Source organism: Enterobacter sp. SENG-6, from assembly GCF_001605945.1.
GTDB lineage: Bacteria > Pseudomonadota > Gammaproteobacteria > Enterobacterales > Enterobacteriaceae > Enterobacter > Enterobacter cloacae.
The window spans coordinates 129,895-152,562 of record NZ_LOMM01000001.1 but is presented as its reverse complement, the minus strand read 5'-3'; the positions used below and the strand labels follow the sequence as shown (position 1 = coordinate 152,562).

At 48.0% G+C, this 22,668-nt stretch carries 25 protein-coding genes; 16 read left to right on the top strand and 9 right to left on the bottom strand.

The window, feature by feature from the left end:
• Positions 1-150: 150 nt before the first annotated feature.
• Positions 151-849: an inovirus Gp2 family protein gene (locus AX755_RS00780; protein WP_039026480.1), complete on the top strand. Its 699-nt coding sequence runs from the start codon at positions 151-153 to the stop codon at positions 847-849.
• 163 nt (positions 850-1,012) lie between these two features.
• Entirely contained in the window at positions 1,013-1,216 is a 204-nt protein-coding gene (locus AX755_RS25985) for a hypothetical protein (protein ID WP_072038564.1), read from the top strand.
• A gap of 67 nt (positions 1,217-1,283) precedes the next feature.
• Here AX755_RS25985 and qatD read toward each other — a convergent pair whose 3' ends face one another.
• The 8 genes from qatD to AX755_RS00740 form a co-directional block, all read right to left on the bottom strand.
• Positions 1,284-1,997 (bottom strand): Qat anti-phage system TatD family nuclease QatD, encoded by a 714-nt coding sequence (gene qatD, locus AX755_RS00775; protein WP_039026486.1) that lies wholly within the window; start codon positions 1,995-1,997, stop codon positions 1,284-1,286.
• 8 nt (positions 1,998-2,005) lie between these two features.
• Entirely contained in the window at positions 2,006-3,325 is a 1,320-nt protein-coding gene (gene qatC, locus AX755_RS00770; RefSeq protein WP_181033768.1) for a Qat anti-phage system QueC-like protein QatC, read from the bottom strand.
• A complete protein-coding gene (locus AX755_RS00765; RefSeq protein ID WP_039026478.1) occupies positions 3,307-4,059 on the bottom strand; it encodes a hypothetical protein in 753 nt (250 codons plus the stop codon). The genes qatC and AX755_RS00765 overlap by 19 nt, the downstream gene beginning before the upstream one ends.
• Positions 4,059-5,843 carry a KAP family P-loop NTPase fold protein gene (locus AX755_RS00760; protein ID WP_039026477.1) on the bottom strand — a complete coding sequence of 595 codons (1,785 nt, stop codon included), beginning with the start codon at positions 5,841-5,843 and terminating at the stop codon, positions 4,059-4,061. Before AX755_RS00760 ends, AX755_RS00765 begins: the two co-directional genes overlap by 1 nt.
• Before the next feature lie 104 nt (positions 5,844-5,947).
• Positions 5,948-6,880: a hypothetical protein gene (locus AX755_RS00755; RefSeq protein ID WP_039026476.1), complete on the bottom strand. Its 933-nt coding sequence runs from the start codon at positions 6,878-6,880 to the stop codon at positions 5,948-5,950.
• A gap of 88 nt (positions 6,881-6,968) precedes the next feature.
• Positions 6,969-9,953 carry an AAA family ATPase gene (locus tag AX755_RS00750; RefSeq protein ID WP_062856125.1) on the bottom strand — a complete coding sequence of 995 codons (2,985 nt, stop codon included), beginning with the start codon at positions 9,951-9,953 and terminating at the stop codon, positions 6,969-6,971.
• Entirely contained in the window at positions 9,950-10,549 is a 600-nt protein-coding gene (locus AX755_RS00745; RefSeq protein WP_039026475.1) for an ABC-three component system middle component 1, read from the bottom strand. The genes AX755_RS00750 and AX755_RS00745 overlap by 4 nt, the downstream gene beginning before the upstream one ends.
• A gap of 1 nt (position 10,550) precedes the next feature.
• Positions 10,551-12,458 (bottom strand): ABC-three component system protein, encoded by a 1,908-nt coding sequence (locus tag AX755_RS00740; RefSeq protein ID WP_039026474.1) that lies wholly within the window; start codon positions 12,456-12,458, stop codon positions 10,551-10,553.
• A 495-nt stretch (positions 12,459-12,953) separates the two neighbouring features.
• On the opposite strand from AX755_RS00740, the gene AX755_RS00735 reads away from it, so the two are divergent.
• The 13 genes from AX755_RS00735 to AX755_RS00675 all read left to right on the top strand — a co-directional run bounded on the left by AX755_RS00735 (position 12,954) and on the right by AX755_RS00675 (position 21,086).
• Complete coding sequence (locus AX755_RS00735; protein ID WP_062856124.1) at positions 12,954-13,817, top strand: GTPase family protein; 864 nt, start codon at positions 12,954-12,956, stop codon at positions 13,815-13,817.
• A 98-nt stretch (positions 13,818-13,915) separates the two neighbouring features.
• Complete coding sequence (locus AX755_RS00730) at positions 13,916-14,740, top strand: DUF932 domain-containing protein (RefSeq protein WP_062856123.1); 825 nt, start codon at positions 13,916-13,918, stop codon at positions 14,738-14,740.
• 208 nt (positions 14,741-14,948) lie between these two features.
• Positions 14,949-15,659 (top strand): DeoR family transcriptional regulator, encoded by a 711-nt coding sequence (locus tag AX755_RS00725; RefSeq protein ID WP_039026471.1) that lies wholly within the window; start codon positions 14,949-14,951, stop codon positions 15,657-15,659.
• 25 nt (positions 15,660-15,684) lie between these two features.
• Positions 15,685-16,221 (top strand): DUF4339 domain-containing protein, encoded by a 537-nt coding sequence (locus AX755_RS00720; RefSeq protein WP_039026470.1) that lies wholly within the window; start codon positions 15,685-15,687, stop codon positions 16,219-16,221.
• 51 nt (positions 16,222-16,272) lie between these two features.
• Positions 16,273-16,839, top strand: a complete 567-nt coding sequence (locus AX755_RS00715) for a hypothetical protein (protein WP_062856122.1) — start codon at positions 16,273-16,275, stop codon at positions 16,837-16,839.
• A gap of 89 nt (positions 16,840-16,928) precedes the next feature.
• Entirely contained in the window at positions 16,929-17,339 is a 411-nt protein-coding gene (locus AX755_RS00710; RefSeq protein WP_039026468.1) for a hypothetical protein, read from the top strand.
• A 77-nt stretch (positions 17,340-17,416) separates the two neighbouring features.
• Complete coding sequence (locus AX755_RS00705; RefSeq protein WP_039026467.1) at positions 17,417-17,653, top strand: DUF905 domain-containing protein; 237 nt, start codon at positions 17,417-17,419, stop codon at positions 17,651-17,653.
• 85 nt (positions 17,654-17,738) lie between these two features.
• Complete coding sequence (locus tag AX755_RS00700; RefSeq protein WP_039026466.1) at positions 17,739-18,197, top strand: antirestriction protein; 459 nt, start codon at positions 17,739-17,741, stop codon at positions 18,195-18,197.
• A 15-nt stretch (positions 18,198-18,212) separates the two neighbouring features.
• Entirely contained in the window at positions 18,213-18,689 is a 477-nt protein-coding gene (locus AX755_RS00695) for a JAB domain-containing protein (protein ID WP_039026465.1), read from the top strand.
• Positions 18,690-18,697: 8 nt separating this feature from the next.
• A complete protein-coding gene (locus tag AX755_RS00690; protein WP_039026464.1) occupies positions 18,698-18,919 on the top strand; it encodes a DUF987 domain-containing protein in 222 nt (73 codons plus the stop codon).
• 17 nt (positions 18,920-18,936) lie between these two features.
• Complete coding sequence (locus AX755_RS00685) at positions 18,937-19,254, top strand: type IV toxin-antitoxin system YeeU family antitoxin (RefSeq protein ID WP_039026463.1); 318 nt, start codon at positions 18,937-18,939, stop codon at positions 19,252-19,254.
• Positions 19,255-19,274: 20 nt separating this feature from the next.
• Positions 19,275-19,616, top strand: coding sequence for a TA system toxin CbtA family protein (locus AX755_RS00680; protein ID WP_039026462.1), 342 nt, complete (start codon positions 19,275-19,277; stop codon positions 19,614-19,616).
• 399 nt (positions 19,617-20,015) lie between these two features.
• A complete protein-coding gene (locus AX755_RS00675) occupies positions 20,016-21,086 on the top strand; it encodes a DNA cytosine methyltransferase (protein WP_039026461.1) in 1,071 nt (356 codons plus the stop codon).
• Here the strand turns inward: AX755_RS00675 and AX755_RS24140 are convergent.
• Complete coding sequence (locus AX755_RS24140; RefSeq protein ID WP_039026460.1) at positions 21,065-21,724, bottom strand: HNH endonuclease; 660 nt, start codon at positions 21,722-21,724, stop codon at positions 21,065-21,067. The genes AX755_RS00675 and AX755_RS24140 overlap by 22 nt on opposite strands.
• A gap of 578 nt (positions 21,725-22,302) precedes the next feature.
• Between AX755_RS24140 and AX755_RS00670 the strand changes: the two genes are divergently transcribed.
• The gene (locus tag AX755_RS00670; protein ID WP_047063921.1) at positions 22,303-22,569 is read left to right on the top strand and encodes a DinI family protein; all 267 of its coding nucleotides are present in this window, start codon (positions 22,303-22,305) and stop codon (positions 22,567-22,569) included.
• Positions 22,570-22,668: the final 99 nt, after the last annotated feature.

The following is a 22,668-nucleotide window of genomic DNA, read 5'->3' as shown; positions in this document are numbered from 1 at the left end:
TGTAATATACCTTAATTAAGGTTCTATACCTAATCAGTACTTATCAATAGTAATAATAACTCCCCTACAGGAGTTATATCCAACATCACATGGGTAGCGTGAGGGCTACCCATTAGCCAAAGATTATTATTTACATACTTAAGGATTATTATGGAATCACAATATACACTTACCAACGAAGAAATTGATGACTTGGTAGAAATAGCCTCCAAAAAGTATAGATCACCTATCGACCGCGATATTCTCATCCCACTACTTAACATGGTCTACGGCGCACTAGTGCAGAATAACCGAATACTAGGTATTCGTTCTGATCTGAGATTTGCCCAGTCCCATGTACTGGGAGAGCCTGATCTACCCCTCTGCTTCCAGCGCGATGATACGCAGGCAATCACTCGCTTCTTCGAGTCACTGAAAAGTCAGCTACGGGTAGATCATAACCGGTCCAAGAGACCGGGTGACCCGACATTTCCATCTTATGGGTGGTGTAGAGAACGTGACACAAGTGAGCATCCCCATTACCACCTGATGCTGTTATTTAATGCGGATGTGTATGGATACTTGGGCAATTACCAAGAACTCAATGCTAAAAATATGGCAACCCGAATACAGAAAGCTTGGTGCAGTGCTATAGGGCTTGCTCACGAAGAGTACGCGACATTAGCTGAATTCCCACCTAATGCTGTTTACAGGTTTAGCAGATTCGATGCTTTGGATCGTAACTCAGTCTACTGGGATTTCCTGATTCGACTGGCGTACTTGGCCAAAACCAGAACTAAGGATGTCCACTGCGGTTACCGCAACTTTGGTACAAGCCAATGTCCGCGGTTAAGCGGATTAGCCAGTTGATAGCTCTCTAGCTGAGGTATTTATCCTCATTCTGTCAATTAACATAATTGACACATTTCTCAGTGAAATTTTTATAGTTTGCCTCGGTACCCTGCTACAACCTGCTACATGTAGCAGGTTGTAGCAGTTTCTAGGAAGCGATAAATACCATTACCACATTTGCTTGTTATTCAACAAAGATGCCTACTACCATCACGGTGTTTACAATCATGAAGACAACATAGGAGATATGATTATCGGGGCATGGCACAGCACCCAAGGCTGGAACTCGAAGAGCATTAAGGTCAGGTGCATTTTCCAGATGGTTGCCACTTCGTGCTGGACACCAACAACCCTGACTTCAACAAGCATTTTAAGGGACGCTTGAACGTCGGAATTATCTGTGCACAGCCAAAACCAAAAATTTTTGAGAAGATGTGAGTTTATCTAAGCACTTAATAACTACACAGTCTTCTTAAATTATCAGCAAGCTGAGCTTTAACATCCTTCAGGCTCACCCCCCATAATGCGGCTAACTGAGTCTCGGCTATCTCACTATCCCATGGCATTAGTGGAACATTATGAAACTTACCAAATGGCCCATCGGTTTCTGTAAGAATGCGTGATTTAGGAATTTTCAAAACTAACGCTTTCCCCTTAATTGTTTCGAGCATAGCGGGTCCTACGGAGAACCAACACCCTAAATCAATTGCTCTTTCTAGCTGCTTTGGAGTCCCAGTAAACCAATGTAATATCGCTATACCATCAATATTTTCAATCTCATCAATAGTATCTGATGCACATCCCCGACTGTGAATAGTCATAATCTTACCTCCGGCACGATGCACACTATTAAGTATGTGTCGAAATACCTTCAGCTGGACGTCCCAATGTTCTTTAAACCCCTTACCTCCATCAAGCCCTATTTCGCCAACATACCTGGTCTCCGAAAGTAACGAATCAAACAGCTCTAACTCATGAGATCTTTGATGCGCAATTTGGGGATGAAGCCCAAGAGCAGTTCGGATTCGTTGGCTTCCTTTAGCCAGTAAAGAAGTCCCATGCCATGCTCTCGGTGTCGTTGTAACCGACAGTATATAAGTCCCTCGACGTCTGCACTCCTCAGCCACTTGTTCTGGCTGAGGATATAAGTCAAGATGACAGTGCATGTCGATACTCACACAATGCCCTCACTCAATAAGTAGTTTTCGACCTCATTTAGCCCTTCCATAAACACTTGCTTAAAATTACTGAAAGCGGCCACAGGCAAGGGACCGCTCTTGGCGACCCATGCTCCTATTTTCAAAGTGGATTTCTGGGCGATTGCAATCCTTAGAGCGATAAGGTCATCCCTACGATCAATTTCATTCATTACTTTAGCCAGGGACTGGAAAGTGTAACCAGCGTCTCTATTAATTCCCCCTGCATGAAGCGATGCCCGTCGAATGATGCACGGTACACATACCCCGCACTGCTGATTAGTGCGTTTCCAATGACTGCAAGATACTGTACTTTCTACAATTTCAGTCAATAGTGGCTTGTTCAAACATTGATAAGCCATTTGCCCTTTTGTTTTGAACTGATATGGGTTGATTATTTGGCAAGGAATTCCGACCGCATCAAACAGCTGTTGGATGCTGGCAATAAAATATGGATGTGTTGTTCGTGTGCTCAACGTACCGATCCGGCGTGGGGTTAGTGGTGCATTTAACGAGATAAACCCGTTTTCGGGCACAAAAATATCGACCTTTTTTTGTTGAGATACTTCTTGAATAGCACAAGCGCCCACTGCCGCAAAAGCAAGAAAATTGAGGCTCCGCGTTCGCATCGTAATGTCAGTCACACCTTGATAGTGATGCGGATCAGCATTAATTTCAAACCGTGAATATCGACCATTTAATCTTTCAGCGATTTGATCTTGGCGTGACTTATCTCCTTTATAAGCATGACTAACTAAAAGCGGAGCGCGCCCCATTGTCAGAAGATCTATTGCGCCAATAGCCGAATCTAATCCTCCCGAAAACAAGCAGACACAATCAAGTTCTTTGAGCTTGATTAGGTGAAATCTTGAATGTTGACTATAGGGTTCTGGCGGTGCATAACCACCAGTGCAAAACTCGAAATCCCAGATGTCTCCGCTAAGGAAATGCAAAGCGCTTTCAAGTTCCTTCTTTAGAGCAATCCATCGAGATGGCTCATGAAGGGGAAGTCGTAGCGAGAATTGACGAGTCCAACCATCCTCAGAGCTTTCACGCTGAACGAAGGTATCAGCCGCTGTAACCGCTAGTGCGATGCTCAAAAAATCCATGACCTGAGCTGGAATTTTGACTCCCAAGCGCTTAATTCGCTCAATCGCAGGATTCCCAATAATGGATATATCACCCCGCCCCTGCCCACTTAATCCATAAAGCTGTACGGGCAACAAGTTCTCACTTGCTGGCGGTAAGAGACGATGATCATGATGAAAAACTAAGTGTGTCATTGATAGGCCTCCCATTCTTGCCAAGCCTCAGTAATTACCTGACGCTCGATTTTAACCATTTGGTTTTTCGTAAAAGTCCTAATGTTACCGACAAGTTTTGGAGCCATATGCTTATCAACAACAACTTTGATCAATTCTCGAAGTTCAATTTCTGCATGAATGGCCTTTGAAGGAGTGTCCGCTTTATTCCATGCCTTGTTAGAATCCATGACCATTTGCAGAAAAATGCTTTCAGCTAAATAACAAATCATTGTGTCAACGATCACACTATCAGTTATTTTTTGAGGATCGAAAATTGCCACACCATCGAGAGCTTCCACTAAGGCATGATTCATGGCAGCACAAATCTTTTCTGAATCACCATCCTGTGATGTTAAAGCTTGAGCAATAGCCGATATTGCTATTTCACATGGAAGGCCAGCCAAGCTTCCCAAATCAATGCTTGGTTCTCCTGGAGCCGCTTGCACTCCCGCCAGAGCCCCAAACAATCCGCCCCCAGCCTGTGTGACACTCCCTAGTCGTCGAGCTGCACTACTGCTCCCTCCAGACGCTTTTCGCGCGTAATGCCCTATTGCTTTTCTAAAGTCTGCTCTATTGCCGTTTGAAACTGCATTTCCCAAAGACTCCCTAAAAGGCGCAAACCTTCGTTCTTGTGGCGGGGTTAAGGGTTGCTGTGGCTGATCATCAGCCCATGGTGGAACCAGTGGAGAACCACCACCCGGGCCTATACTTGATTGTGAAGTTCCCATTAAGCGTCCTTATTCCATTGCTCATCTTTCAATGCTGCAGCCATCCATACAGGTGGCTTCGTTCCCTGCTGCAATTCCTGCAAGTAACGAATTAATATACTGGCAGCATCTGCCGAGTGGCGAGCCAAAAGGCATGCACCAGAAAACCCCTTAGGTCTACGAGTCCAATCCGATGCTTGCCTTAACTGGCTAATTAAACCTTCCATTACAGGCACTTGTTCCTCACGAGGAAGCGTTTCCAAAAGAGCTTCTGCTGCGGGAGAACTGGTATTTTTCATTTCAATGAGTGCATTCAGTGCTTCCCGCCCATACGACGATAAACCAACCACATATGCACCTATTGGCATAGTTTCTCTGGACAGATATATGGCGGCTCTCAAATCGATTCCACCAAGGCGCGGTTCAAGCTGAGCCCATTGAGCAATGAAAGCTTTAGTTGTTGGATTATCAGTCCATGTCTTTGGCGCTTCAGTAGGTATTTGACCGTCAGCTTCCTCAAGCTGTTTAAGCAACTGTGGTATACCTTGTTCAATATCCACTAGATGATATAAGTCAGCGGTACCATCTACTCCAACACATCGCTCAAAGATTACTAACTTAGTGATGATTGCTTCATCCAAAGGCATTGCTCGCCGCTTGGCAATTTGAGATCGCATTTTGACAACATTCAACAAGCGCTTAACGATTCTAGGATTGCCATGGATAATTGGCGAATTGGCTAACACAGGAGCAATACGGTCCGCACGAGCAAATGCCAAAGCGAGGTTACTATCCTCAGACTCACCAGTCATTTTCAGAGCGTCCTGGCGTGTAATAGGTTCATCTTTCCAAGATTGCTGTAATGCCTTTTCTAGGCCGTCACGGAGCGTAGTAAGTTTTTCGCCTTTTAAGCCATGTTCAATGGCATAAAGCATGAACAGATATGAACGAATCTCACGAACCCCAGCTTTTGGCACCCGAATAGGAACTTGGATGAGCTTATCAAGATAGTCTATTTGATGCCGCTGTGATGCTCCCTTGAAGTAATCAGCTACTGAAGAACGAATCATGTCCTCATCTGCTGCAATGATAAAGGCTGTATTAGTTAAGAAAAGGAATAACCTGATTGCTTCAAGTGTATGGATAGCATTAGCCGGTAGGCAGCGGTCGAGGTTATCAATTACCACAATGAGTGGCTTACCAAGCTCTTCTAAAATTTCTCCATATTCCTTACGAAATGCATCAATCTGCTGAGGAGGGCTTTTTTTAGCCTCAGGTTTAATCAAACCACCAGCCTTCTCTTTGCCTTCTTTAGCCAGATTGCCCAAAGCCTCATATTCTTCCTGGCTTTGGATACCGTCGGTAACATTCCTAAACGCGCCAATTCCCCTAGAAAGTAAACCGCCAGTAGGGACTCCAGCAAATAAAGCAGCTCCTTCCGCCAGAAGCCCCATTGCTCTAAACCCATCAACTCGGCTCAGAAGTCTCTTCGCTTTTGAGATGAGAGGCGTATTTCCATCAGCAGCTTTTGTCAATGCTGTAGCGATGACTTCAAGTAGAGCTGCTCGCGCATCGTCATAGCCCTGATAGAGCCAGGAGTCAAAGTTAATTACAATCCAATCTTTTTTATCTTGCTCAAGTTTTTGCTCTATCAATTTCAAAAGTGAAGATTTGCCTGCCCCCCAATTCCCAAAAATGCCGATTGATACTGGTAACATGTTTTCGGTAGTAAGCACGTCTACAGCTAACTGGGATACTTCACCAAAATTTAGGTAATCCTCTGATGATTCCTTATCTGACCACATCTATTTATCCTTTTTTCTCTTGGCTGATGGAAGATTCAAATCCCAGGGCAAGGTTTATTAAAGATGTCGCCTCGGTTATCAACTTGTTAAAAATTGCAACTCAACTACCTGATTATATTTTCAATTCTCGGATAAGTGATATGCCCAATGATCGCACAAATCAACCTGTAATCGGCTACATAGAAGACCTCATGGTCCTCAGTACTTTGCTCACCGATGAAGAAAATCTGAGCCCTGTCTTTTAGCTTTTTCTTCCCCGCATCTTTCGCTTCTTCCTGGGCGGCCTCCAACTCGTTACGAAGTGCTGTGCGTTTAGCTTGGGACCAGCCGCTCCATTCCACATGGAGTTTATAACTTCGAGAAGGCTTGAGCTTTCCGGATTCATCTTTAACCCATTCTCCCGAAAGCGGAATGACAATCCGATTCTCATCTTGCTCAAATTTCTGCCACAACAACTGTGAGTAGAAAACTCGCAGTTCCGGATAGGGCTGAATCGGATCTTTAAGTTTTTTAAAGACAGTCATGTAAGTATCGGCATCAATATCCGGTATATGTAGTGACATACCTCGATCATACGGGAAACGAATAAACGCTCTACAAATCTGACGAATAGCATTAACCGGACGACGCGATTGCCGTGTTGGGGGATTGCCTTTACTGGATGTTGATGATGCAGAACGCGTTGTGCTCGAATTGTTTTCACCACCCGTTGTGTCAGGATCAACAACCGGGCGTTTTTCAATCAACTTTAACCCTGCAGGCATCAAACCCGGTGCACTGTCCAAGAGATGGCGGACGCTTTTCTTCTGGCCCTGCTTAACAACAGTGCTCTCAGCATCAGCATCGCAGTTGATGTGTTCTTTTCCTGGCATTTTATTAAACGACGGTCTTTTCTTACTGCCTTTTTGCCAGGCGGAAGGATACATTTCGATTCCGCATCCCCAGCAAACATAACCACTGGTATCAACGATATCCAACAACCAGAGCTCTTCAGCATCCACTTTTTCTCCGGTGCGTTTGTCACGAGCAGATTCCATCCTTTCCTCCTAAAATGAACAGCCCTCGAGTTTTCTCAGGTTGAGATCCTAACAGCCCTGCTTTATCACCTGGCCCAGCGCTGTTAGGTTACCTGGTTATCCGCATCTCAGATGCCGTCACCCCTTCAGGTGTAGGAACGAGTGACCACAAGCGTGCATCAATGCCATCATTTTGCAGTTTGCGCATGAAATAACGCGCCTGAAGGGCATCATGTGTTGCAATTACAACCTGGAAGCCATGATCAACTATGTAATCACGCAGTAAATCGAATACGGACGCTGCGTGGACCAAGTCATGATGCTGTGTTGGGTCATCCAGAAGCAGGCAGCGCCATGAGGACCACTGGTGTTCCAATGCCATGGAGAGCAAGAAGGTAAGCTGTAGATCAGTAAGCTGAGCTTCGCTTGCTATCGCCGGAACCGGTACTGACTCCCCATGTAACGGAACAGATACTTCAGCATGTTCCTTTCTGTAGATACTGCGAAAACCCAAACTGGTGCCAGTAAAGCGCTGTTCTCTGACTACGCGTTTGAGCAAAGCCTGCCACCTTGGAACGACAGAGAGCACATGTTTTTGTACATTCGAGATCTCAGTAGATAGGCATCGATTGAGCGTCTCCATCGCTTCAGATAATTGCAGCAACTGCATCTGATTTGTTCTCTCGTTATCAATTCGCTGGCTAAGACTTGTAGCGAATTCCTGCTCAGATGATGTTCCTCGGCGACGATCTATAAGCCCTTGTGCCAAACGAGTCTGTTCCAGCTTGTTCCAAGTGCCAATCTCAATTTTGAGTGTTTGTAACTGTTCTGAATGTCGGGACAGGTCAGCAACGGATGACTGCAGTTGAATCTCTTTACTGCTCGCCACTTCGAGAGCGGGATCGCCGGGAAAGGACAGTTGTCTCCATGAATACCGAATTGAGGCTAGCTGAGCATGAGCGTCAGTGATCTGCTTTTCGAGGCCATTTATCTTATTATTAACTTCAGCTAAAGGGATATTCTGTCTATCCAATGCAGATTGCCCAGCCTCAATTTTTGATTTTAATTCAGCTAGTTGAATCGTATTTTTGTTTTGTTCAGTGGATAAATCAGCCAACGTTTTTGAAGGGAGTGCCCCTGCTGTTATTGCAGCTAATGCAGCGGTTGTTTGTTCAAGGCTAGCCAAGGCTCCGGCCCGATTATGCCGCGCAGTATCCAGTTCGCGAGTCGACAATTGGTATGCGTTTTTAGACGCTTCCAATATTTCAGGTGTCGGTAAGGGGGCAAGGTTAAGCTGTTTTTCGTCAATCTGCTGTTTCGCTGAAGCATTTGATTCTTCGCGACGTTGGATAGATGCTTTCGCTAGTTGTACCGTATCTCCGTCAAGAAGGATGTTTGTTTTGAGTTGATTGATCTCTGCTACTGAGCGAACGATATCGCCTCGCAATTCAACAATTTTACTCTGGCACGCTTTCAATTCTGTTTCGGTATGCGTCACTGTTTCTATGCATTTCCGCAAGTGATCGGATGCTGTTTTAACGCGCTGTTCTGCTTCGATGACTTTGGGGTCTATAGCCTCTAATGATCTAGTAATGCGTTTATGAAGAACGGCAGCGCCATGTTCCACTCCACATAAAGGGCAGTCCCCGCGATCCTCTGGTAAATGTGCGGCAATGGTGGCTACGGATTGCCTTATAGAGTCAGCAGTAGACGTGAGCATCTCATGGAACTGCTTCGCTGAAAGCTCATCTGTTTCAGCTGATACCTTTAACGAATTCGCGGTATGAAGATGCTCCTGAAGTACACGCTCCTGAATTTCCTCATTGCTAACCAAGTCGGTAATTGTCGCAATGTGTTGAAGAATGTCTTCCCAGCGCTTGATAAGTTGATGAGCAGTGAGTACTTCACTATCTACAAGCTGCAGAGACTTACGCTGTTTATTTATAAGTTCATGTTCAATACGTAGCTGTTCGTTCCCCTCATGTATGTGACGCAAGGTTGATGCCAGAGACTGGGCGTCGGCCAACGCTTTGTCAGCTGACGCCAAGTCAAGCTTACATTGCTCGAAGGCCTCTTTGGTTCGCGCCTCACTATTGAGCCGGTTAAGCTGCTGTATAATTACATCACGTTCTGCTTCAGCTGTGACAAGTTCCTTCTGGAGTTTATCTTTTTTATCAACTAGCTGGGCTCGTTCCTGTTGTTTTTGTGTCAGTTCCTCTTTAGCAGTTATAAGCGCATTGCCAAGCTGCTCAGAACGCGCTTGCTCAGAAACGAACCGGCCAATTAGTCCATCCACTTCCATAAGCGCAGTAATCTGTTCGCGAAGTCGGTTCAGCTTTGCTTGTACTGTTTGCTCTAATGCCTCGTGCATTGTTTCCAGATTGCTGATACCCACTGGCGGAACCAGTAAACCTACTGGCAATTGTTCTGCACTCTGAGTATTGCGAGCTATGTCTGAGATTGATTCTGCGATGTTTTCTTTACTGCGCAGGGCCCCCTGAGATTGTGATGCCGCCTGGTCCCGATCAAGAATCAGACTTTGCCACTCCCCAAACTCAGCTTCGAGCGCCTCAAGGGCTCCCTTTGCTTGCTTCAGCTTTTCAGTGAGAACGCGGCGAATGCCGCCAAGAGCATTACTAACTAGGGTTCCATCTTTACCGATTGGCAAGCGAGCCAGTTGAGCGCCCGCAACTTTTGCATCCGCTTTGACCAGCCATTGGCCCTCGCGCTGATCCAGTAAGTGGGTAAGTCTTAATAAAAAGGGGATGTCCTCCGAATTCGTATCCGGAAAAAGAGAGCTTAAATCACCAGTCCTTTCGACGTCACCTTCGTTGCTCACCTGCGCAGAGGCTTGTACATCCCCAAAATCCAAGACCACCTTAGCGACAGTCTGGCTGTCCCTGATAATGGGTGAAAGATTCTCGCCTAGACGAGAAATATTACCCGTGAGACTAAATTCGATCGCTTCGAAGAAGGCCGTTTTCCCCGTACCGTTAGGGGCCAGTAAAATGGTTGCACCGCCACTGAGCTCAATTTTGGTGTCGGTACCGTATCGGCGGACATTTGAGAGCGTGATAGATTTAAGTTGTTTCATTGAAAGTCCTTCTCTCCAAACATCATATCCCTCAGCGCATTAACAATTTCATCGCCAGATTTCTCAGAGAGCAACAATTCACGCCATGTTTCGAGATGAGGTTCTACCCAAGAGTGTGCTTGCCCCATCGAGTTCAGAGACGCTAGCAGAGGATCGCTGATATCATTCCCACCTCTCGCAGGTGTTAAAGACGCCAGAAAACTTCGATCAAGGAAGGAGTCAATATCTTCCTGCTTTCTGAGCACCACCTTCCTGCAAAATCGATCGTCCGTTTCAAAACGGGCAGCATCTTCTGACTCAACTCCATCGATGAGCATAAACATGTAAAGGTCTGCTGTCTGAGGCTCTGCAAGTATGTCTCGGATATCAGCGGCCCATCGGAAAGCACTCTGGATATTATCCACGTTACTAGGAAATGCTGTGATCAGCACTGTTCGCCATCCAGCATTCTCCCGATTAATGCGTCTGAGTTGTATTGCAGTCATGCCGATATCAATTGAGGGTGAAACCATTTCGTCCACATCTGGAAAATGAACTTCATAGCGGCCCTTAGCACGCTTGGTTATAGCAGTAACGAGTTCTTGGATTGTCGGCATTTCAGGATCCCTTCGCATTCTTCTCAATGGCCGATTCACGAGCGAGCTTTCGATCTTGCCACTGCTTAGTGAAATGTTGGCGTACGGAGTCAAGTGTTCCGTTATGTAAATGACGAAACATACCAGACCGCGTGACGAGCAGGTGAGGTTGACGCTCCGCGGCCATACTGGTCGCAGTCTCTGCGTCGTCAGCCATACCTATATTCAATAATTCTGATGGGGATGTACTCACACCCGATAAGATAACGATGGGATCCGGATTAGGGCCAATAACGTCTATTAACGGATCGTCAGAAAGCTCACGTACTCCCGAAAAACCACCCGCAGGACCAGACCAGTACTTAAGAGCAATGCTCAATACTGGGCCACCTTCCTGAAAAGATTCCCAGTTATTACTGTCCTCAGGCAAACCCACAGCAACCAGTAATAAGGTTTCAACAGCGGTAACAAGAAGATTTAAAGTACGAAGGCCCAGGCGAAGCGCATGTCTTTCATTTTTTTTCTCCGTTTTCGGATAGAGAAGCTGCTCCATGAATTTTCGGCGTTTTTCTGGTGCAGCTGCGAACCCGCTCAGCCATGACTGCCAAACCGTCTCCATCGCATCTGCTAGCGCCGAATCTGAGATTGAGCCAAGCTTTTCTGAAACCCCTTGAAGAAGGCGTTGCCACAGCACGTCGTCCATAGCTTTAGCAAGCGCTTCAGCTTCTCCTCGAGCAGCATTTACTGTCTTAAATTCATAATCCTGTGCACAGGATAGGCGTTCGGCATTTTCAAGCCAAGGTAGGTCGCTGAAGTCATGTTCTGCACAGCCAAGTGTGTGTCCAATTTCATGACCAATGCTACTACGCCACGCTGGTTCACCTAACATCAGCCCCTGACTGCCTTGGGGTAAATGCAAAGCCATACGCACAATGGCAGAAAGAAGAGTCAGATTATCGCCTGCAGGGGGGGAGTAATTGGCATAAACTCTGAGTTTGCGGTTGCCGGGCTCACGACTCCACATGTGCTCAACGACCCCTTTTGCGGACCTTTCTGTTGAACCGGCAAGATCAAGCGTTCCGGCTAATGACCAAGTTTTACCAGCCATAGTAGAACCGTCGCTTAACTGATACTGCACCCAGGTTTCAACATCAGGGCGCAGTTCACTTCGCAGTTCCTGGACGACGTCATGGCATCCCAAGGCTGCTACGTCAGATGTTTCTGCCGCGATATAGGTAATTAAACGGTCCAGTGTACGATTCGGATCGCTGAAGTAACGACCAAGCGAGTGAATTGTCCGATCTTTTAATGTCGCATCGTTACCGATACAATTGATTTTAACCCGGCGAAGTACATTTCGTATCTGACTCCAGTCTTCGAATCCACACCAGGTTGTTAGCCATAAATAAGCCCTCGTGGTTGGACCATCCTGACGCTTAGCTAATTCCTCTATACTGAGTCCATTTTGACGACAAAGATCACAGACTTCTTCTAAATGATTGACTGAAAAACTATCTTTTATTTGTAGATGCAGACCCACGAGGGTGAGTCTAAACTCACGGTTAGGAGATTCATCAAGTTTTCCCGCTTTCGCGATTCTGGCAAGACTGGAAAATGCCGAGTCTAAAACGGAATTGGTCGGGGAGATGGGCGAGGAACCCTTTCTGGGTTTTTTAGCGAGTTGTACAGCTTTATCAGGATCTTTGGTACAAAAGTCAGTCGACTGACGCTTAATCTGTAAATGCTCATAGTGGTCTGCGGTGTGCATGATTACCACATCGTCCCACTCCTCAATGCCACCTTGTTCAGCACCAATCGACAGAGGTGCCAGCCTTCCACTTAAGAATTTCTCAAGCATGTCCGCCAGACGCTGAGCAATTACCAGCTTTTCATAGTCAGACTTCCGCTCTAACCGGAACCTTCTGAGCATTCAGATTTTCCTTATTGCATTTTCTGCCCTAAAAAAATTAGGGATATGCTAACCGAATTAGCAAGGGTTTTATAGTGAGCTTGATTTCATCTTGCAGTAAGAATTAAACGTTTTTTATGGTTCTTGGTGGCTTACAACGCTGATAACTTCTTGATGATATATAAATTGAGTGGAGTACCAGTTGTCAGTGCTACCTTTCTGTGAGGTGTGATAGAAGTTATGCAGGTATCTACGTTGTCGGGTTTAATGATTTAAACTTTTGGGGATACCCTGAATCACTTCAAAGTGTAATTATCAGGGTTCGAATAGCTGTACATCGCTCATAACAGATCCCTCGTTGCTTCAGACGGTTCGCTAGTGCCGTGAGTCCAACGAATGGAAACGCATACCAGCATTATAAAAAACTTCAGACAGATATCACCTCCCTGAACATACCCCTTAACGGCAGAACCTTATGGTTCTGCCGTTTTTGTATTCTTTTTCAGAGGAGCAGTAATGAAACAATTTGACGGTCTGCAGTCACTGCAGCAAACGCTTTCCGGCCTGCCCCAGTGGGTCTCTGAACGCATTCTGCAGCAGATAAATCAGTTAACCCACTACGAGCCTACAATAGGCATTATGGGGAAAACCGGCGCAGGCAAGAGCAGTCTGTGCAATGCGCTGTTTGCCGGGGACGTTTCACCGGTCAGCGACGTGGCCGCCTGCACACGTGAACCTTTGCGCTTTCGCCTGCAGCTGGGAAAGCGCTATATGACCATCGTGGATCTGCCCGGTGTGGGCGAAAGTAGCGTTCGCGATAACGAGTATGCCGCGCTGTATTGTCAACAGCTTCCCCGGCTCGACCTGGTGCTGTGGTTGATCAAGGCCGATGACCGGGCACTGGCGGTGGATGAGCATTTTTATCATCAGGTGATTGGCGGGGCATACCGGCAAAAGGTGCTCTTTGTTATCAGTCAGTCCGACAAGGTTGACCCCACCTGCGGTGGTGAAAAGCTGTCAACAGAACAGAAACAAAATATCAGCCGCAAAATCTGTCTATTGCATGAGTTGTTCCAACCTGTAAACCCTGTCTGTGCGGTGTCGGTACGTTTGCAGTGGGGACTGCGGGTGATGGCTGAACGGATGATTCGTTGCCTGCCGCGGGAGGCCAGTAGTCCGGTAGCGGTACAGCTTAGTGCTCCACTTCGTACCGATACCGTTAATAAAAAAGCCCGTGACGATTTTGGTGAAACGGTCGGCTCGGTACTGGACACAGTAAGTTCCATGCCCCTGATACCGGCCCCGGTTCGGACAGTCATCCAGTCTGTACGCGACATCGTGGTATCAGTCGCTCGTGCAGTCTGGAATTTCTTCTTCTGAAAATTAACCCTTCTAATCTAACCCGTAGTTTCCTGAGCCCTGCCGCGACTTTGCGGCAGGGCTTTTTGTATTTATTTTCCATCATGAGGAGTCTGCTTATGACCCGTCTGGCTTCGCGCTTTGGCGCAGTAAATCTTATCCGTCGCGACCGTCCGTTAACCCGCGAAGAACTGTTTCTTGTGGTGCCCAGCGTTTTCAGCGAGGACAAACACGAATCCCGCAGTGAACGATACACATATATACCCACGATTTCTCTCCTCGACAGCCTGCAGCGCGAAGGCTTTCAGCCCTTCTTTGCCTGTCAGACCAGAGTGCGTGACCCAGGTCGCCGCGATCACACAAAGCACATGCTGCGCCTGCGCCGAGAAGGGCAGATTACCGGCAAGCAAGTCCCGGAAATCATTCTGCTGAACTCTCATGACGGCACCAGCTCGTATCAGATGCTGCCGGGATTATTCCGCGCGGTATGCCAGAACGGGCTCGTCTGCGGCGAGTCGTTTGGCGAGGTGCGGGTGCCGCACAAAGGAGATGTCGTAAGCCAGGTGATTGAGGGAGCGTATGAGGTGCTGGGGATTTTTGACCGTGTGGAAGAGAAGCGGGATGCCATGCAGTCGCTGATGCTGCCGCCACCTGCACAACAGGCTCTGGCACAGGCTGCACTGACGTACCGTTTCGGTGAGGACCACCAGCCGGTGACAGCACCTCAGATACTCTCCCCACGCCGCTGGCAGGATGAGAGCAACGACCTGTGGACCACATACCAGCGTATTCAGGAGAACCTGATTAAGGGCGGGCTCAGTGGCCGGAGTGCGAAAGGTGGGCGAACGCATACCCGCGCCGTGCGTGGTATTGACGGAGATGTGAAGCTCAACCGGGCTCTCTGGGTGATGGCGGAAGCGATGCTGAATGGGCTTCAGTCCTGAGCTTGTTATCAGCATGTTGGGAAGGGACACTCCCTGTCCGTTTTACCTCCATTGGGTTGGGTGTTTTATCACCGTATTCTACGGAATGCCGCGTCGGGCCTGCCTTCGGTGGCAGATAAAAAATAGTTCATTCCATGTCCATACCCTGTCCGCCCCCCTCTTTAGAATCATTTCATATTCAGTCAGTTAATTATTACGGAGATTTAAGATGACACAGGCAGAGCGCCGTCATGACCGACTGGCTGTCAGGCTGTCACTGATAATCAGCCGCCTGGTTGCCGGTGAGACGCTGAACATGGCCCGACTGGCTGCTGAGTTTGGTGTGTCAGTCCGTACCCTGCGACGGGATTTTCGCGAACGGCTGATGTATCTGGACCTGGAGTATCTACGGGGGCAATGCCGCCTGCGCAGCACCGGTGGAGGCGTACAGGGTGAACTGGATGCGCTGACCTTTGCTCACCGGGCTGGACTGGCCGATATTTTTCCGGGGCTGGACCGGCGTCTGGCGGGCATGCTGCTCACTGCAGGAGGGATGCCGTGTCTGGTATGGCAGCCGCCACAGTCAGTGTCACCGGCCAGCTCACTGGTCTTCTACCGTCTTGTCAGTGCCATTACTGCCTGCCAGCGGGTCCTGCTGCTGGCCGAGGGAGAGCGCTGTGACGGGCTGGCCCCGTACCGCCTGATATCACTCGACGGCTGCTGGTACCTCACCGGTGAACTTAACGGGTATATCACCGTGCACCCTCTGGCGACCATCCATGCGGTGACAGTCCTGAACACCACTTTTACCCCGCGAAAACGTCTCAGCCAGTTAACCACACAGGCGGGCTTTATCCGGGCTCTTCCGCACTTCAGTTGTATTCGCGAAGTCCTGTCTTCTGGAGCCTCTGAGGAGGAGCAGGGCAACACACTGATTTAATGACCTCTGTTAAGAAGGAAAAACAATGACCTGGCATTACGAGAAAAATGGCATACGTCACGACAATGTGACCGAAGATGACATCACTGACCTGATTGCGCGCGGTGAACTCACCGCTGCCACGCTGGTGTGGCGACAGGGTATGACGGATTGGCAACCGGTCTCCGCCACCCCGCTTGCTACAGTACTGCAGCAAAGCACCATCCCGCCCGCACTGCCGGGGCACCGCATTCCCGGCGGAGTGGTATGGACGCTGGCATTTGCTCCCTTCATTGGTTATGCGCTTGAGCTGTGGACGGCAGGGTTGAACGGTATGTCCTTTGACGAGGCATATGATGCTGTCTCGGGCGGACAGTACTGGTTTATCACGCTGCTGCTCAATATCGCATTGGGGTATCTCGATGAGCGACGTCTGCGTAAGGCCGGAGTGGACACCATCACGTTCGGCAAACTGGCGTGGCTGGTACCGTTCTATCTGTGGCGACGGGCGAAAACCCTCGGTCAGAAACCGGCTTACTTCTGGGTATGGCTGGCAATGCTGGTTCTGACCGTTATGGCCTGAATCCTGCTCAGACAACAACATGCCTATATGATGCAATAAAAGGATATCACGATGAAAAGAAGACTCACTACTCTGGCTGTTACAGGGCTCCTGCTGCTCACGACCAGCGCACATGCCTACGATGTCACCGGTCGTCTCACCAACTGGTACGACATGAAGAAAAGCGGCTGGACCTCTGCGGATGGCTATGATGATGTGAAAATGCTCAATGCGCTTGGGTTGAAGGCTGACATCATTGGTTATTATCCGTGGACGAATACATTTTTGCTGCGCCAGGCCTATAACACCCCTCTGTATCTAGCTGACAAAAAAACAAAAACCGTCCGTTATCTGAACCTGAAAACGGCTAGCGGATATGCTTCTGATCTTGATGTGGTGTACCAGGGTGAGGATAACGGTAAAGGGTGTTACTTCAGTATCGTCGATACACAGGTGCAGCTTGAGATGGTTAATAAAAAGGCGGAGCCCCGTGTATTGATGGTGCTGCCTGAAAGCTGCACAAATAAACAACAACTGGCTGCCATTAAGGCCAGGCAGACAGAAAAGGATCGCCAACTGCAACAGTGGGCCTCTCAGCAAAGCCTGAAAGAACTGTGCCGCCGTACCGGTAACTGCTGAGCATCTGATTAAAGACGTTTTAAATCACACCAGATGCCCTGCAAATATATCGGGTGTCATCTGGCACCCATTAATTCAGGAAGAATGCCATGTTAAGTATTATCACTTCAGCCATATCCGCCCTCATTCTGTTGCTCGCCACCTTCAGTGCCAGTGCCGCTCAGCTTCCGGCAAACCTGATGGATAAAGACAATCCAGGCCAGGAGTACTGGTGCCAGGGAAACGACATCAATACTTCCATGTGTTCACTGACCGGTGTCAGCGACGACCATAAATTTGCCCTGATTCAGGACCTGCCGGGCCCGGCCTGTGAAGACCTTAGCTTCGGGGTTATCGACCTGGTGCGCCAGACCGGTGTCAATATTCCTTACGATGGTGGTGACTGTAAGGGCGATGTGCAGGCCGGATTTGTGCGCAGCACGAAAGATAATGCCCTGTATGTGAAAATTGTCCGGGGTAGCAAAACCCTGCGGCTGTATAAGGTACAAACCGGTTACTGATTATCACCCCACACCTGCATACACCCACAACCCCTGACGCGGCAGCGTCAGGGGTTTTTGCTTTTAAGGTACATCGAATGCCTGAATCTCACATGCTGCCACCGGGACCTTTTACCCGACAGCAGGCCGAAGCGATTACCCGCAGGTATCGCAACATCAGCATTGAAGACGACCAGGGCACACACTTCCGCCTGGTGGTTCGTGACTCTGAAGGTCGAATGATCTGGCGGGCGTGGTGCTTTGAACCGGATGCCGGTGAAGGGCTTAACCGTTATATCCGCAAGTCAGGCATGCTCAGAGCATCCTCCTCCTGACCACACCCATTCATCATCCCTGTATATCCTTTATTTCCCATACGCCAACCATCGTTGCTGGCGTTTTTATTGACGGAGAGTATCCATGACGACACAAACTCAATGCGAATTGGTACCCGCTAATGAACCTCAATTTGCCCTTACTGCAACACCAGTACCTGACGAACAGCGTCTCGATTTCTGGCCGCAGTACTTTGGCTCTATCCCACGATGGATAACGCTGGAACCCCGCATTTTCGCCTGGATGGACCGCTTCTGTGATGAGTACAGCGGTGGTATCTGGTCCTTTTACACGCTCAGCAATGGCGGCGCGTTTATGGCTCCTGATGCTGACAGTGACGATAAATGGCATCTGCTCAACGGCATGAACGGCAATGGTGCGGAAATGAGCGCAGAAGCCGCAGGTATTGCTATCTGCCTGATTGAATACAGCCATCACGCCTGTCGTACAGAATGTGACGCAATGAACGCACACTATTATCGCCTGCGGGACTATGCCCTGCAGCATCCTGAAGCTTACGCCATTCTGCGCATCATCGACTGACCGGAGGTACAACGAATGAAACAGCTTTCCTTTTTACCCGGCGAGATAACGCCACAGGACCGGCGTCTCATCCAGCGCGCCCTCAGGATTCTGGACCGGCATCTGCATGAGCCCGGGGTAGCCTTCACCTCCACCCACGCCGTACGTGAATGGCTGCGACTGCATATGGCCGCGCTTGAGCGGGAAGAGTTCCGGGTGTTGTATCTGGACAACCAGAATCAGCTTATTGCCCATGAGACGCTCTTTAGCGGCACGATTAACCGCACCGAGGTCCATCCCCGGGAGGTGGTCAAGCGCGCCCTGTATTTCAACGCGGCGGCGGTAATACTGGCGCATAACCATCCTTCCGGCGAGACGACGCCCAGCCAGGCGGACAAAGCCCTTACGCAGCGACTGGTTCAGGTACTTCAGTTGGTTGACATCCGCATCCCTGACCATCTGATTGTCGGTGGCAGGAAAATCTATTCATTCGCTGAACATGGTTTGCTTTGAGGTATGACATGAAAATTATCAGTAAACGCCGGGCGATGACAATTTACCGTCAACATCCGGCCTCCCGCATTTTTCGATACTGCACCGGCAGATACCAGTGGCACGGTAGCGTCTGTCATTACACCGGTAAGGTAGTTCCTGACATTCCCGGCGTGCTGGCGGTATACGCCGAACGCCGCCAGGACCGCAACGGACCTTATACCTGTCTGATGAGTATCACCCTGAACTGACAATAAAGAGGTTATAAATGAGCAACACTACATGGGGCCTGCAGCGGGATATCACGCCGCGCCTGGGAGCACGTCTGGTGCAGGATGGCAACCGGCTGCACTATCTGGCTGACCGGGCCAGTATCACCGGTAAGTTTAGTGACGCCGAATGTCTTAAGCTGGATGTGGTATTTCCACATTTTATCAGCCTGATAGAGTCGATGCTGACCACTGGTGAACTGAATCCCCGTCATGCCTACTGCGTCATCCTGTACCACAACGATTTTACCTGCGAAGCCGATACTCTTGGTAGTTGCGGCTACGTATACATCGCTGTTTATCCCACTCAACGCTAACTAATTTCACGAGAGCAAGCATGAAAACTCTACCTGCTACAATTTCGCGGGCGGCGAAGCCCTGTCTGTTGCCCGTGGCTGTCTGGAAAATGTTACTGACACGCCTGCTTGAACAGCACTATGGCCTGACACTGAACGACACCCCGTTCAGTGATGAAACTGTGATTCAGGAACACATTGATGCCGGTATCACGATGGCTGATGCCGTTAACTTTCTGGTGGATAAGTACGAGCTGGTTCGTATCGATCGCAGAGGGTTTAGTTGGCAAGAACAATCACCTTATCTTCGGGCCGTTGATATTCTGCGAGCTCGACAGGCAACTGGCTTGTTACGACAAAGCCGAAGTGACCTAGAACGCTGAATTCTACGAGCAGCATTCCCAATCTTCATCACCAATATTTCTCCTTTATTTACTCCTTGCATAATGCGTCTGCTACTTACAGTGGACGCAATACATCTTACGGACAAAATATCATGTAAACAGATAGTAAGACCTTTCGTGATCAACTGAGACAGTTTGTCTCAGCCAGCACTAGACAACAAGCTCTGATCAAGATGATGCCCCTAACACTATTAAATGCTACTCATTTGATAAATTGAGGGTTCCATAACAAAGTAGTAGATTGCCTTGTCATACAGTAATCAAGTAACTAAGCTGACCGGCTTAATGGCGGTAGTACTGCTTGTTTTGTACAATTAGTTGCGTAATGGTCTCTGATCAGATAAATATACAACTGTTTTTATATACAGGTTTAATGGCATGTTACAATATACATCTGTAGAGATTTGCGCAGGAGCAGGAGGTCAAGCCTTAGGGTTACATAACGCTGGCTTCGCTCACCGCGCACTAGTCGAGATTGATCCAGCTGCCTGCGAAACTCTTCGCCTCAACAATGAGCTCCATTCTTTGGGTTGGGGAGATATCGTAGAAGGTTGCGTTAAGCATTTTGCTGAACACACTGCATATAGTTTTTCTGATGTTGATTTGGTTGCAGGGGGAGTTCCTTGCCCACCATTCTCAAAAGCAGGGAAGCAACTTGGCAAAGATGATGAACGTGATTTGTTTCCGACGGCGCTCAAAATTGTGAACACCATTAAGCCAAAAGCAGTAATGATTGAAAATGTTTCTGGTTTACTAGACCCAAAGTTTAAGCAATACCGGCAAGAACTAGATCATGCTTTCTCTGCAATGGGCTATAAAACCTTTTGGAAACTTCATCATGCCTCTGATTACGGAGTTCCTCAGCTTCGCCCACGTGTTCTTTTAGTGGCATTGCGTGGTGAATATGCAGCTCATTTTCATTGGCCGAGTGAAACGTTGATACCGCCGACTGTGGGTGATGCCCTCTTTGACTTAATGTCAATGGGAGGTTGGGAAGGAGCTGAAGCCTGGAGAAAGGCAGCAGATAATATAGCTCCTACACTTGTTGGCGGCTCCCATAAGCATGGTGGGCCAGATCTTGGCCCGACAAGAGCCAAAAGATCCTGGCAAGCGCTTGGAGTCAATGGACATTCCATAGCGGATAATGGCCCTGAAAAGGGGTTTATCGGGTATGTTGGAAGAGACGGAAAAATTCGGACTGGTTTTGAAAATATGCCTCGTTTGACTGTAAGAATGGCTGCACGAATCCAAGGTTTCCCCGACTGGTGGAAATTCTCTGGTAAAAAAACAGCTGCTTATCGTCAAGTCGGTAACGCTTTCCCCCCCCCTGTTGCCGAGGCAACAGGAAGGCAAATCCGTAAAGCACTCGAAGCTGTTGACATCATGAAAAAACAACAGTTGGCGTTACCACTCGAGTCAAATGATATTCAGAGCTTGCGTATTGCGTAGGCAACGATTTCGTCTAATGAAATCCCATCTGCATCGGCTAGCTGCTGAGCTTTTCTTAAAGCAGCTTCTGGCAGATGGAGCATTGTTGTTATCCCGAACTTTTCAGGGAATGCCCATGAGCATGTGTAACAATCATCAGTGCATCCCTCACATGCTCTTCTCTTACCTACGTTGCAATTGTGGCAAAGAGCTTGCCAATTGGTTAACTCATTTCCACCACCACGTGACAAAGGTATTTTGTGATCCGCTTGTAGCCCCCTGACCCCAGCAGCAACAGTTTTACCACATGTTGCACATGTGTTGCTGTGGTTAGAAAATAAACCAGATCGTTGTGATTCTGTCAGGTATTCCCTTTCCATTGGTGGGGCAATCATATTTGATTTTAGCCGCCAAGCATGCCCCGAGAACTCCGCAATGTACGAGCTTTCGAGATCACAGCCTAGTTCATCTCGCAATTCTCTTGTTCGTCTATCGAAGTACTTTTGCCCTGTCAGTTCCAGTAGTTCTATTGATGAGACCCAAGGTTTAGGAAAATCAATATCATCCGAGCCCCATAATCTCTTCAGGATAGTCAACTTGACTTCACTCAATCGCTTTTTTTTAGGTAACGTTGACAAATAATTTTCGAATAATTCCATGCTATCTCTCGAAAGAAACCTTAAAATCACAAGGGATTACACCACAGATGGAAGTGTACAGGGAAGGGCTATCTTAAAATCAGGCATACCTAAACAGGCTAAGAACCAAAGCTTCACAATACGTATTTTTCAAAAAAATCGTTCTGATATCACTACTAATGAACATCCTATCATCAATGTGAAAAATCGACAGGAATGAGCCAACCTGAAATTGCATATATCAACTGTTGATGTAGGTCGATGAAAATCACTTACACATACAGTTACACGCGAAAAAATTATAATATAAGCAAAGAGAGTTTTTAACGTAACTAATTGATTTTGATGGTGCCGATAATAGGAGTCGAACCTACGACCTTCGCATTACGAATTAGTAGAATCACATTTAACTAACTGTTTTACATACACATTTCCGCATTCACAAAAGATAACTTAACGGCACATGATGCATGGTGATGAATGCAGCCTTACCATATGTGACACAAAAATGGCACATGCCTTTGATGTAAGCACCCCTTGACCGAAAAGGGTTTTACGCCTTTAATACTGTACATTCAAACAGTATAATGAGGTGCGACATGATCGTCGAACTGGTTTATGACAAACGTAACGTTGAAGGGCTGGCAGGAGCCAGAGAGATTATCCTGGCAGAGCTGACGAAGCGAGTGCACCAGATTTTCCCTGCTGCCGAAGTGAGGGTGAAGCCGATGCAGGCGAATGGCTTGAATAGCGATGCCAGTAAAAGCGATCGGGAAAAGCTGAACCGCATGCTGGAGGAGATGTTTGAAGAGGCCGATATGTGGCTGGTTTCCGAGTTCCCGACAGTTCGCCAGGTTGGACTTTAAGTATTACTCGGGTAACACTCCCTTCGATTTCTCGCGATGAATACTTGGCAGCCAGCCGCAGTCATTTCTTGCATACTCGGGACTGCGGCATCTAAAATA

What these genes read in the sequence shown, in the direction of transcription:
- AX755_RS00755 (WP_039026476.1), bottom strand. Translation starts at nt 6,880, where the DNA reads ATGGAATCTGCTCGTGACAAACGCACCGGAGAAAAAGTGGATGCTGAA.
- AX755_RS00690 (WP_039026464.1), top strand. Translation starts at nt 18,698, where the DNA reads ATGAAAATTATCAGTAAACGCCGGGCGATGACAATTTACCGTCAACAT.
- qatC (WP_181033768.1), bottom strand. Translation starts at nt 3,325, where the DNA reads ATGGGAGGCCTATCAATGACACACTTAGTTTTTCATCATGATCATCGT.
- AX755_RS24140 (WP_039026460.1), bottom strand. Translation starts at nt 21,724, where the DNA reads ATGGAATTATTCGAAAATTATTTGTCAACGTTACCTAAAAAAAAGCGA.
- AX755_RS00750 (WP_062856125.1), bottom strand. Translation starts at nt 9,953, where the DNA reads ATGAAACAACTTAAATCTATCACGCTCTCAAATGTCCGCCGATACGGT.
- AX755_RS00765 (WP_039026478.1), bottom strand. Translation starts at nt 4,059, where the DNA reads ATGGGAACTTCACAATCAAGTATAGGCCCGGGTGGTGGTTCTCCACTG.
- AX755_RS00730 (WP_062856123.1), top strand. Translation starts at nt 13,916, where the DNA reads ATGACCCGTCTGGCTTCGCGCTTTGGCGCAGTAAATCTTATCCGTCGC.
- AX755_RS00705 (WP_039026467.1), top strand. Translation starts at nt 17,417, where the DNA reads ATGCCTGAATCTCACATGCTGCCACCGGGACCTTTTACCCGACAGCAG.
- AX755_RS00670 (WP_047063921.1), top strand. Translation starts at nt 22,303, where the DNA reads ATGATCGTCGAACTGGTTTATGACAAACGTAACGTTGAAGGGCTGGCA.
- AX755_RS00715 (WP_062856122.1), top strand. Translation starts at nt 16,273, where the DNA reads ATGAAAAGAAGACTCACTACTCTGGCTGTTACAGGGCTCCTGCTGCTC.
- AX755_RS00685 (WP_039026463.1), top strand. Translation starts at nt 18,937, where the DNA reads ATGAGCAACACTACATGGGGCCTGCAGCGGGATATCACGCCGCGCCTG.
- AX755_RS00745 (WP_039026475.1), bottom strand. Translation starts at nt 10,549, where the DNA reads ATGCCGACAATCCAAGAACTCGTTACTGCTATAACCAAGCGTGCTAAG.
- AX755_RS00695 (WP_039026465.1), top strand. Translation starts at nt 18,213, where the DNA reads ATGAAACAGCTTTCCTTTTTACCCGGCGAGATAACGCCACAGGACCGG.
- AX755_RS00740 (WP_039026474.1), bottom strand. Translation starts at nt 12,458, where the DNA reads ATGCTCAGAAGGTTCCGGTTAGAGCGGAAGTCTGACTATGAAAAGCTG.
- AX755_RS00710 (WP_039026468.1), top strand. Translation starts at nt 16,929, where the DNA reads ATGTTAAGTATTATCACTTCAGCCATATCCGCCCTCATTCTGTTGCTC.
- AX755_RS00725 (WP_039026471.1), top strand. Translation starts at nt 14,949, where the DNA reads ATGACACAGGCAGAGCGCCGTCATGACCGACTGGCTGTCAGGCTGTCA.
- AX755_RS00760 (WP_039026477.1), bottom strand. Translation starts at nt 5,843, where the DNA reads ATGTGGTCAGATAAGGAATCATCAGAGGATTACCTAAATTTTGGTGAA.
- AX755_RS00680 (WP_039026462.1), top strand. Translation starts at nt 19,275, where the DNA reads ATGAAAACTCTACCTGCTACAATTTCGCGGGCGGCGAAGCCCTGTCTG.
- qatD (WP_039026486.1), bottom strand. Translation starts at nt 1,997, where the DNA reads ATGCACTGTCATCTTGACTTATATCCTCAGCCAGAACAAGTGGCTGAG.
- AX755_RS00675 (WP_039026461.1), top strand. Translation starts at nt 20,016, where the DNA reads ATGTTACAATATACATCTGTAGAGATTTGCGCAGGAGCAGGAGGTCAA.
- AX755_RS00720 (WP_039026470.1), top strand. Translation starts at nt 15,685, where the DNA reads ATGACCTGGCATTACGAGAAAAATGGCATACGTCACGACAATGTGACC.
- AX755_RS00735 (WP_062856124.1), top strand. Translation starts at nt 12,954, where the DNA reads ATGAAACAATTTGACGGTCTGCAGTCACTGCAGCAAACGCTTTCCGGC.
- AX755_RS00780 (WP_039026480.1), top strand. Translation starts at nt 151, where the DNA reads ATGGAATCACAATATACACTTACCAACGAAGAAATTGATGACTTGGTA.
- AX755_RS00700 (WP_039026466.1), top strand. Translation starts at nt 17,739, where the DNA reads ATGACGACACAAACTCAATGCGAATTGGTACCCGCTAATGAACCTCAA.